Source organism: Pedobacter sp. B4-66 (assembly GCF_018492665.1).
GTDB lineage: Bacteria > Bacteroidota > Bacteroidia > Sphingobacteriales > Sphingobacteriaceae > Pedobacter.
Map to the genome: position 1 here is coordinate 275608 of NZ_JAFVME010000003.1, position 11821 is coordinate 287428.

9 protein-coding genes are annotated in these 11821 nt (G+C 37.9%); all 9 read left to right on the forward strand.

Annotated features, from left to right (window positions below):
• Positions 1-59 precede the first annotated feature (59 nt).
• The 9 genes from J1905_RS05780 (at position 60) to J1905_RS05820 (ending at position 11803) form a co-directional block, all read left to right on the forward strand.
• On the forward strand, positions 60-1091 hold the full coding sequence (locus J1905_RS05780) for a LacI family DNA-binding transcriptional regulator (protein ID WP_214226279.1): 1032 nt from the start codon (positions 60-62) through the stop codon (positions 1089-1091).
• 238 nt (positions 1092-1329) lie between these two features.
• Positions 1330-2496, forward strand: a complete 1167-nt coding sequence (locus J1905_RS05785; RefSeq protein ID WP_214226280.1) for a glycoside hydrolase family 172 protein — start codon at positions 1330-1332, stop codon at positions 2494-2496.
• A gap of 22 nt (positions 2497-2518) precedes the next feature.
• Complete coding sequence (locus J1905_RS05790; RefSeq protein WP_214226281.1) at positions 2519-3748, forward strand: DUF6786 family protein; 1230 nt, start codon at positions 2519-2521, stop codon at positions 3746-3748.
• Between the two features lie 80 nt (positions 3749-3828).
• Complete coding sequence (gene fucP, locus J1905_RS05795; RefSeq protein WP_214226282.1) at positions 3829-5139, forward strand: L-fucose:H+ symporter permease; 1311 nt, start codon at positions 3829-3831, stop codon at positions 5137-5139.
• A 12-nt stretch (positions 5140-5151) separates the two neighbouring features.
• Complete coding sequence (locus tag J1905_RS05800) at positions 5152-7788, forward strand: GH116 family glycosyl hydrolase (RefSeq protein WP_214226283.1); 2637 nt, start codon at positions 5152-5154, stop codon at positions 7786-7788.
• Positions 7789-7808: 20 nt separating this feature from the next.
• Positions 7809-8879 (forward strand): GTP-binding protein, encoded by a 1071-nt coding sequence (locus J1905_RS05805; RefSeq protein ID WP_214226284.1) that lies wholly within the window; start codon positions 7809-7811, stop codon positions 8877-8879.
• Between the two features lie 18 nt (positions 8880-8897).
• Entirely contained in the window at positions 8898-9233 is a 336-nt protein-coding gene (locus tag J1905_RS05810; protein ID WP_214226285.1) for an FKBP-type peptidyl-prolyl cis-trans isomerase, read from the forward strand.
• A gap of 30 nt (positions 9234-9263) precedes the next feature.
• Positions 9264-10922, forward strand: coding sequence for a UxaA family hydrolase (locus tag J1905_RS05815; protein WP_214226286.1), 1659 nt, complete (start codon positions 9264-9266; stop codon positions 10920-10922).
• Positions 10923-10954: 32 nt separating this feature from the next.
• The gene (locus tag J1905_RS05820; protein ID WP_214226287.1) at positions 10955-11803 is read left to right on the forward strand and encodes a fumarylacetoacetate hydrolase family protein; all 849 of its coding nucleotides are present in this window, start codon (positions 10955-10957) and stop codon (positions 11801-11803) included.
• The last annotated feature ends 18 nt before the right edge of the window (positions 11804-11821 follow it).

Below are 11821 nucleotides of genomic sequence, written 5' to 3' on the forward strand. Positions count from 1 at the left end.
AGAAACAATTGAGTTATTTAATTGTTTTCTTGTTAAACGATTAAGCATATATTTGTTATATGAATAAAAAGGTATCCATTAAAGATATTGCTCAATCCGTAGGTGTATCTACCGCATTAGTCTCTTATGTGTTAAACAATAAAGAGAAAGAGGCGAGGGTAGGTAAGGAGATTGCACAAGTGATAAGAGATACCGCTGCTGAAATGGGTTATCAGCCTAATCAGATTGCAAAGAGCTTAAAGACAGGTAAATCGCATACTTTCGGACTAATAGTAGCTGACATTTCTAATCCTTTTTTTGCCAATCTGGCCAGAAACGTTGAAGATGAAGCCAAGAACTTTAATTACACAGTTATTTTTGCAAGTGCGGATGAAAGCCCTAAAAAATCACAAAACCTGATTAATATTTTAACAGAAAGACAGGTTGATGGTTTTATTATCGCACCAGCAGAAAATTCGCAAGATCAGATAGAGTCTATTTTAAAAAACAATATTCCATTAGTATTAATTGACAGGTATTTTAAAGAATTGGAAACTAATTATGTGGTAACCAATAATTATGACGCTTCGTACAATGCTGTTTCTCATTTAATAAAGGCAGGACATAAAAACATTGGCATGATAGCTTATAAAACTGATCTGGTGCATATGCTTGACCGAAGACGAGGTTACATGGATGCCCTTAAAGATAATAAGCAATTAAAAGCTAAAACGCCACTAATAAAAACGGTAGACTTTGATTTTACTCAGGACGATGTAGAAGCTGGTATTAAAGAGCTATTAGCTCAGAATCCTTCAATGGATGCTCTATTTTTTGCAACAAATACGCTTACGTTAAAGGGCTTAAAGGCGCTAAATAACTTGAACTGTAAGGTTCCAGATGACATTGCTGTAGTATGTTTTGATGAGAGTGAGGCTTTTGATTTTTTCTATTCTCCATTAACTTATATTGAGCAACCACTTTTAGAAATGGGTAAAAAGGCTGTTCAAATACTAATTAAGAACATCACGGATAAGAAAAACACTAATACGCAATTGAGTATACCGTCAAGATTGGTAGTGAGACAATCGTGTGGTTCAAATAATAATTGAATGGGATTTTTACGGTAAGGGCTAAAAAAAAGTAAAAAAATATTTGCTCATTTAAACGTTTAAGCTTAAGTTTGATTACACAACCAATATAAACCATTTAAAACACGAAGTGCTCAGCATTTTTTTTTTATCCCTTTTAGCTTAAACGTGTAAGCAAATTCAGACTTTAAAAATCTGAAGCATACATCTCTAAAAACAAAAGGCGTTAAGTGACTGAGGCACATCGCAATTTAAAATTATGAGAAAGCTTTTATTACTGATCGTCGCAACTATTTTTGTTTTACCTGCTGTTGCGCAACAACCTAAGAAATTTGATGGCTTAGATATGAATCTTGGTAATTTATCAAGACTATCTGACGCAAAGACCAGATCCATTAGTCCGGAGAACTTTACCGGCGAAAAAGGTAAGGGAGGAATGGCAGATCCGGTTAAAAACAAAGGACAGCGCAACGTAGCCAATGCTGCAAATGAGGCTCGTGACTTGGGCGTTGGCTGGAAAGTAAATCCCTTTATAATTGTTAAAAGCGGAGAAACCATAACCATTGCCGAAATGGAAGGCCCGGGTGCTATACAGCAGATATGGATGACACCAACTGGAAACTGGCAGTTCTCTATTTTACGTTTCTACTGGGATGATGAGAAAGAACCATCAATTGAAGCTCCTGTAGGCGCATTCTTTGGGATGGGTTGGGGAGAATATGCTCCATTAAACTCTTTGCCGGTAAGCGTTAATCCTGGCAGTGCATTTAACTGCTACTGGAAAATGCCGTTCAGAAAGAAATGTAAAATCACGATTGAGAACATCAATCCTAGAGATGAGATGAGGTTATATTATCAGGTTAACTATGCACTTACTCCAGTTGCAGATGATGAGGCTTATTTTCATGCACAATACAGAAGATCAAATCCTAATACCACTTCTTTACACACTATAATTGATGGTGTAAAAGGTAAAGGACAATTTGTTGGTCTTTACATGGGACTTGGCGTAAATAATAACGGATGGTGGGGCGAAGGAGAGATTAAGTTCTTTTTAGACGGCGATAAAGAATACCCTACAATCGCAGGAACAGGAACAGAGGATTATTTCTGTGGATCTTATAACTTCGATAGAGGTGGTAAGTATGTAGAATACAGCACTCCTTATGCGGGTTTGCATCAGGTAATTAGACCAGATGGAACATACAAGGCTCAGCAAAGATTTGGAATGTACAGGTGGCATATCATGGACCCTATACGCTTTGATAAGGACCTTAAAGTAACCATTCAGGATTTAGGATGGAGAGATGGTGGAAGATATTTAGCACAGAAATCAGATATCATGACTGTAGCTTACTGGTATCAAACAGAACCTCATGGTAGCTTCCCGAAACTACCTTCGAGAGATGAATTAGAAGTTAATTAACCATACTCTTAAAACTCATAAGATGAAATTGCTAAAGATTCCTTCACTAATAATGGCTGGCATGATGATTATTTCTTGTCAATCCGGTTCCAAAAAGCAAGATGCTACAAAGGTCTATGAAAAAGGCACATTTGGTTACGATTTAAACTTCTTGAATGAAAACGACAGTATCGTTGTTTTAAAAAACCATGATGGAAGTGCTCAGCTTGCTTTATCGCCTAAATATCAGGCAAAGGTATTTACCTCGACTGCCGAAGGGCTTGATGGAAAAAGCTTCGGCTGGGTTAATTATAAGGCTTTTGGTAAGCCATTAGACCCACATATGAATGCTTATGGCGGCGAAGATCGTTTATGGCTTGGCCCTGAGGGCGGCAAGTTTTCACTTTATTTTAAGCCTGGCGATTCCATGGTGTTTAAAAACTGGAAAACTCCTGCTGGCATTGATAGTGAAAGCTGGACTTTAGTAAAATCTGACGGAAAGAAAGCTTCTTTAAATAAGGATATGGAACTGCAAAACTATGCAGGTACTAACTTGAAAATAAAGCTGGAAAGAGATGTTGAGATTCTTGAAAAGGATAGTATAGAGAATGCTTTAGGTATTACTTTGGATGCTAAAATTAACTCGGTTGCTTTTAAAACATTAAATACAATCATCAATACCGGAACTAATGAATGGACAGAAAAAACAGGTGCTCCTTGTATCTGGAGTCTGGATATGTTTAGTCCATCACCAAAAACAGTAATTGTTATTCCTTATATCGAAAATGCACCGGGTAAAGTAGCCACAACGGACTATTTTGGAGAAATTGCAAAAGATCGCATTACTTACAAAAACGGTATTCTATTGTTTAAAGCTGATGGTAAATCTCGCGGTAAGCTAGGTATTCCTCCGCTAAGAGTTAAAAACATTGCTGGAAGTTATGCTGCAGATCAAAATCTGCTGACCATTACCATGTTTGATGTAAATAATAAAGCTAAATACCTGAATCAGGAGTGGACACCAGATAAAGATCCTTTTAGTGGGGATGGTATGAACGCTTACAATGATGGACCATTGGCTGATGGCTCTCAAATGGGGCCGTTCTATGAGTTGGAAAGTGTATCTCCACCTACATTCTTGAAACCGGGAGAGAAGCATACGCATATGCATAGCGTATTTCATTTTACAGGTGATAAGACTGCATTAAATGAAATCGCTAAAAAAGTTCTGGGTATCTCATTAGATGAGATTGCCGACACATTTAAAGACTAAATCGCATTATTAGTATGGTTGATGAACTAAGCTTATCAACCATACTAATATAAGTTGTAACCAAATATATACTGAATACTATGTTTAGAACGGAAAACGGCAAGAGTTATCTTATGCCCTTTATTTTCATATGCAGCTTATTCCTATTGTGGGGCTTTGCTCATGGTTTACTTGATGTGCTGGATAAGCATTTCCAAAATATCTTACATGTATCAAAAGCAGAATCGGGCTTTATACAGTTTTCTTTGTACATCGGTTATTTAGTGATGGCAGTACCGGCAGGGCTATTTATGAAGCGCTTTGGCTATCAGAAGGGAATAATTTTAGGGCTTGTGCTATTTGCTATAGGGGCTTTCCTTTTTTATCCTGCGGCTAAGTTTCAGGCATTCATTCCTTTTCTACTTGCGCTGTTCGTACTGGCTTGTGGATTAGCTTGTCTGGAAACAGCAGCGAATCCTTATTCTACTATCTTGGGGCCTAAAGAGTATGCCGCAAGGCGGATTAACATTTCTCAGTCCTTTAATGGTTTAGGATGGATACTTGGGCCATTAATGGGTGGATTATTCATTTTTGGCACAGAACACACTCCAGGGGTAGATAAGTTCGATTCGTTGGTTAGACCTTATATGATGGTAGGGGGAATTGTTGTTGTTGTTGCCATTATCTTTATGCTGATTAAGCTACCTGAGGTTAAGGAAGCCAGCGATACTGAATTGGCTGAAGATCCACCAATGCGTAACTTATTGAAGCATCCGGCTTTTGTACTGGCGGTAATTGCTCAGTTTCTATATGTAGCAGCTCAAACAGGGGTTAACTCTTTCTTTATTAACTATGTTACCGAAACTGTCCCTAATGTAACTGGGCCAGTTCAAGATATCATGCAACACTTAGGTTGGTTCGGTGAGGTATTTACACCTAAAAATCCTGAACAAGCTGCATCTCTTATTCTTGCTATTGGTGGAATGGGGCTTTTCTGGATAGGTCGTTTATCTGGATCATACATGATGAAATATTTATCACCACAAAAGCTACTTGGCATATATGCTTTGGTTAATACCGTTCTTGTGTTTATTGTACTGTTGGAGGTTGGATGGTTCTCGGTAGTGGCTTTATTTTTCACTTACTTTTTTATGTCGATAATGTTCCCAACCATCTTTGCTTTAGGCGTATATGATTTGGGTCCGTTAACGAAAAAAGGCGCGTCATTTTTAGTAATGGCTGTAGCAGGTGGGGCGTTTTGCCCACCAATAATGGGACTTATCGGCGATAATTTCGGTATGTCTATAGCCTTTGTAATACCAATGCTTTGTTTCGCATTTATTGCCTGGTATGCCATAAAAGGTATTGGGAAAAAGATCGAATCAAAAAATATTTCAATGCAACATCACTAAAACAATATTCTGATGAAAAACAATGATAACCGTCGCTCATTCATTAAAAAGGTAGCTATAGGAGGTTTTGGTCTTACAGCTATGCCTGCAGTGATGTTGGCAAGTGAAAGTAAAGAGGAAACTCTTACTAAGGATACAGAAGTATCACAGACCTCTTCATCAAAGGATAAGAGCAAAAGAGCTTACAACAGCAGCTATAAAGAAGAGCATCTCAGAAGAGTAGCATTTCCTATTGGTGGTTTAGGTGCCGGAATGTTTTGTTTAGAAGGTAGTGGAGCAATATCTCATATGTCCATTCGCAATAGACCCGAAATATTTCATGAACCTAATATGTTTGCAGCGATTGCTGTTAAAGGAGAAAAAGTTGTTGCCCGTGTACTCGAAGGCCCCGTTGAGGAATGGAAAATGTTTGGTCAACGAGGTACCGGAAACGGAGCAAGCGGAGCAAATTATGGGCTTCCAAGATTTAACAGTGCGGTGTTTACCGATCGTTTCCCGTTTGCAACTATAGATCTTGAAGAAAAAGACATTCCTTTAAAAACCCAGATAGTAGGTTGGAGCCCTTTTATTCCTACTGATGAGGATAACTCCAGTTTACCTGTAGGCGCCTTGGAATATAAATTTACCAATAAGAGTAATGAAACAATTGAGGCTGTTTTTTCTTATAATTCAAGAAATTTTGTGTTGCAGGGTGGACAAAAAGGATCTATAAAAAAGATGCCTAATGGTTTCATTCTATCGCAAGATGGCACGAACGAGAAACCACACCTAAGAACTGATTTCTCAATTTTTACCAATGAACCGGCTACCGTAGACTACTGCTGGTTTAGAGGCGGTTGGTTTGATCCGTTAACTATGGTGTGGAATACCATTAAAGAGGGTAAAGTTAAAGCACAGGAACCCGATTCAGATGCGCCGGGAGCTTCATTGTTTGTGCCCTTTACATTAAAAGCCGGAGAACAAAAAACAGTAAGACTTATGATGGCTTGGTATGTGCCAGATTCGGACCTACGTATAGGTGAAATGGTTATTGATTCAAAGAAGGCCGATTCGGCAGAATGCTGTGTTGTCCCATCAGCTAGTGGTCTCGAAGAGAAATCAACTTATAATTCACCAAACTATAAGCCTTGGTATAGCAGTAAATTTAAAGATATTAATGAGGTAGCAGACTATTTGTTAAACAAGTACAATGAACTGCAAAAGAAATCAATCTTATTCCGCGATGCCTTTTATTCAAGCAGTTTACCTCCAGAGGTTACTGAAGCCGTTGCTGCGAACCTTACCATTCTTAAATCTCCTACTGTATTGAGACAATTTGATGGACGGTTATGGAGCTGGGAGGGTTGTGGAGATGATGGAGGTTGTTGTCATGGTAGCTGCACACATGTATGGAACTACGCACAGGCAATCCCTCATCTTTTTCCTGTTTTAGAAAGGAGCCTGAGAACTACGGAGTTCTGTGAGAATCAGAATTTTGAAGGTCATCAGCAATTTAGAGCAAATATGCCAATAAGCTCAGCTAAGCATGATTTTCATGCTGCTGCCGACGGTCAGCTTGGGGGTATTATGAAAGTATACCGGGAATGGCGGATTAGTGGCGATGCGGTTTGGCTAAAAAAAATGTATCCGATGGTAAAGACGAGTATGGACTATGCCATCAAAACCTGGGATCCGAGGGGTAAAGGTATAATTGAAGAACCTCATCATAACACATACGATATTGAGTTCTGGGGTCCAGACGGAATGTGTACCAGTTTTTATCTAGGTGCTTTAAATGCCATTATAAAAATGGGACAGTTTCTTAAAAAGGATATATCAAAATACAAAACTCTTTATACTGCCGGTAAAAAATTCATGGAAAGTGAATTATATAATGGAGAGTACTTTAATCAGAAAATACAATGGACAGGTTTAAATGCTCCAAATCCGGTAAATCAACAATCGTTTGCTACTCAATATACTTCAGAAGCATTGGAGATATTAAAAAAAGAAGGCCCAAAATACCAGTATGGAACCGGTTGTTTATCTGATGGTATTCTTGGAGGATGGATTTCGAAAATGTGCGGACTTGAAGAGCCATTGGATATTGAAAAGACCAAAAGCCATTTACTGTCTGTTCATAAATATAATCTGAAAGCTGATTTAAGTGATCACGTAAATCCTCAACGTCCATCATATGCTGCAGGGCATGAAGGTGGATTGTTGTTGTGCTCGTGGCCAAAGGGAGGAATGCTTTCTTTACCATTTGTTTATAGTAATGAAGTGTGGACTGGCATTGAATATCAGGTTGCATCGCATTTGATGCTTATGGGGCAAGTTAATGAAGGGTTAGATATTGTAAAAGCTTGTCGTGACCGATATGATGGACGGGTTCGTAATCCTTTTAATGAATACGAATGTGGGCATTGGTATGCCAGAGCAATGTCTAGCTATGGACTGCTTCAAGGACTTACCGGTGTGCGGTATGATGCCGTGGATAAGATCTTACATGTAGATTCTAAAGTTGGTGATTTTACAAGTTTTGTATCTACAGCTACCGGATTTGGCACTGTACATTTTAAGGATAATAAAGTCTCACTAAGTGTTGCTTATGGGAGTATACCGGTTAAAAAAACTGTGATAGCTGGTAAAGAATCAAAGTTCTCTTAGTTTATATTAAAATCAGTGCTATGAAATTATATCTCATTGGTGGCTTTTTGGGTAGCGGTAAAACTACTGCTATTCTAAATGCATCTATTGAACTGATCGGTAAAGGAATACAGGTGGGGGTTATCACCAATGATCAGGGAGTAGAGCTAGTTGACACCAGGTTTATTAAGAATGCCAATATTCCGGTTATGGAAGTTGCGGATGGTTGTTTCTGTTGCAATTATGATAAGCTTGATAATCAAATAGCAGCCTTAAAAGAGAGCGATCATGTTGAAGTGATATTTGCTGAATCTGTTGGTTCATGCACAGATATGATTGCTACAGTGGTTAAACCTTTACAAAAATTCAATAAAGACATAGAAACTGTAATTACTGTTTTTGTTGATGCTAATGTGTTACCTACAATGCTTCAGGGAGCTCCTTTATTTGTAGATAGTGTAAGTTACATCTATAAAAAGCAAATTGACGAAGCTGATTTATTAATAGTAAATAAAATTGATTCATTAAGCGAAGTGGAATTTGAAAAAATGAAACTACTGGTGGGTAAAAAGTATCCTGATAAAACAACGCTGTTTCAAAATTCACTTGATGAATCGAGCATAAAGAAGTGGATGACTGCATTAGTTGATTTTAAAATAAAGACCAGAGACTCATTAGTAATCGACTATGATATATATGGTGCCGGAGAGGCGGAGTTAGCTTGGCTTGACTTAGAAATTGAACTATTTACAGATACTAATAATGCATTTGAAGATGGAATGGCATTGATTAAGGAGTTTCATGAAGCAATAAATATGGAAAAATTAGCTATAGGTCATTTGAAATTCTTTATTGACGATGGAACACAACAAGAGAAAATCAGCTTCACTGCCGGAAGTCAGTCTTCTTTAAGTGGAAATAGAAAAACATCTTCAGGTAAAGTGGAGATTCTTATAAATGCAAGGGTACAATCAGACCCTGACCATCTTGAGTCACTCTTATTGAATTTGATTCAGGAAGCGGAGAAAAAAAATGGCTATAAAGTGGTTCAAAAAAGGCTATCATCTTTTAAGCCTGGTTATCCTAAGCCAATTCACAGAATACTTGACTAATTCAATACGAGCAATATTATGAAAGTTGAGGATAAAACAGTGGTATCTATTAGATACAAAATGCAGAATAGCAAAGGAGAAATACTCGAGGATAATCTTAATGGTTTACCTATTAACTATTTGCATGGTATTGGGTCGATATTACCCTCACTTGAAGCGGAATTAGAAGGATTAAAAGAAGGAGAAGAAAAACAAATATTCCTTTCAAAAGAAAAGGGCTATAAGGACTTAGATGATGAATTCTATATTAAAGTTGTAGTCGACTGTATTCGTTTTGCAACAAATAAAGAAATAGAAGGAGGATTAAATCCTCAGGTAGCTGATAATTATTGTGGCCCTGAAGGATGTTGTTAGAAAAGATTTGAAAAAATAAACAGTTGGTTAATGAAATCGAGGACATTAAAAATAAATAGTACAGACAATATAGAAGTAGCATTGTCAGATTTAAAAGCAGGGGAGTCTGTAAGTACTGATAGTGGAACATACAATTTGATTACTGATGTGCAGGCAAAGCATAAGTTTGCCACTGTAGACTTGCAAGAAGGAGATAATGTTATAATGTATGGCGTACTTGTAGGCAAGGCAACTAAAACCATTAAAAAAGGTGAAGTAGTTACTACAGGTAATATTAGTCATGCTGCTAATAACTACAAACTTAAGGAAAGAAAAACCAGTTGGGAAGTGCCTGAAACATCATTATGGAACGATAAAACCTTTATGGGTTATCACAGAGAAAACGGAACTGTTGGTGTAGCCAATTACTGGCTTATTATCCCTTTGGTGTTTTGTGAAAATAAGAACGTACAGGTGATTCAGGACGCCTTTATGAAAGGATTAGGGTATAATGACAATGACTCTTCTTACTACAGTCAAGTGCAGCAATTGGTTAAGATGCATAGGGCAGGCATATCAAAAGAAGATATACTGAGTATAGATTTAGATATGACCAATGCCGATGCTGAGGCCGAAAATAGGGTGTTCCCAAACATTGACGGTGTTAAGTTTTTAACACATTCATTAGGTTGCGGTGGTACAAAAGACGATGCTATTAACCTTTGCGGATTGCTTGCCGGATACATTACCCATCCTAATGTGGCAGGGGCTACAGTATTAAGTCTGGGATGTCAGAATGCGCAAATACCATTGCTTAAAGAACAGATTGCTAAGCGTGATCCTAACTTTAGCAAGCCATTGTATTGTTTTGAACAGCAGGAAGTAGGTTCTGAATCTGAACTAATGAAACGAGCCATTAAACAGACTTTTACAGGTTTAATAGAGGCTAATGAATATAAACGTAAACCAGCACCTTTAAGTAAACTTTGCATTGGATTAGAATGTGGAGGATCAGATGGCTTTTCCGGGATTTCAGCTAATCCGGCTTTAGGCTACACATCTGATCTTTTAGTTGCTTTGGGTTCATCAGTAATACTTTCGGAGTTTCCTGAGCTTTGTGGTGTTGAACAAGAGTTGAGTGATCGATGCGTAGATGAGCGTGTTGCGCAAAAGTTTATGACGCTAATGACCGCTTACCATGAAAGGGCAAAAGCAGTAGGATCAGGCTTTGATTCAAATCCGTCTGCAGGCAACATTCGCGATGGCTTAATTACTGATGCAATTAAATCCGCAGGTGCAGCTAAAAAAGCAGGTACATCCCCTGTTATAGACGTACTGGATTATCCTGAGCAAGTTTCTAAACCGGGACTCACATTGCTATGCACACCAGGTAGTGACATCGAGTCAACAACTGCCGAAGTTGGAGCAGGTGCCACTCTTGTGTTTTTCACTACTGGGTTAGGCACTCCAACCGGTAATCCGATTGCTCCCGTGGTTAAAATCTCAACCAATACAACACTGTATAAAAAGATGAATGATATCATTGATATCGATGCAGGGACTATAATAACCGGAGAAGAAACGATCAAACAAGTTGGAGAACGAATTTTGGATTACATCATTGAGATAGCAAGCGGTCAGGTAAAAGCCAAGGCCGAAGTACTAGGCCACAACGACTTTATCCCATGGAAAAGAGGGATATCATTATAAGAAACAGACATTTTGATTATTAAAACAAGGATATGAAATTATATAAAACTAAACATGGTGCAATTTTGCATAGTGATACTGGACATTATCTATTAAATACTGATTGGGATACCTTGATAAATAATGATAATCTACATCAGCATTTGCTTCATTTATCAACTGAAGGGAGTATTTTGCAAAACGATGAAGCATTAGCAATATTAGAAAATGGTGTTGAAGCTCCGATTGGACAGCAAGAAGTATGGGCAGCGGGGGTAACCTATTTGCGCAGTCGTGATGCCCGTAAAGAGGAATCTCAGGATTCTGGTGGTGCAAGTATGTACGATAAAGTTTATGATGCAGACCGTCCGGAATTGTTTTTTAAGTCCTTACCTCATCGCGTTGCAGGTCATAATCAGCATGTAAATATCAGAAAAGATTCTACCTGGAATGTGCCGGAACCCGAGTTAACGCTATTTATAAATTCATCTGGAAACATACAGGCTTATACTGTAGGTAACGATATGAGTTCCAGAAGTATCGAAGGAGAAAACACATTGTATCTTCCTCAGGCTAAGATTTATGAAAGAAGTGCTGCATTAGGACCATGTTTATATGTCCCTGAAACACCAATTTCGGACAAGACAATGATAGAAATGGTGATAAAGAGAAATAATAAAGAGGTATTTCGTGATTCCGTTTCTATTAGTAGAATGAAACGTTCACTAAATGAGTTGGTGATCTATTTATATGCTGAATGTGATTTCAAGAACGGTTGTTTTTTAATGACCGGAACTTGTATAGTACCTCCTAATGACTTTACTTTGAATGAAAAGGACGAGGTTAGTATAAGTATTGATAATATAGGAACATTAACAAATCATATTGCTATTCGTTTATAACGGAAGTAGCTTTAAATT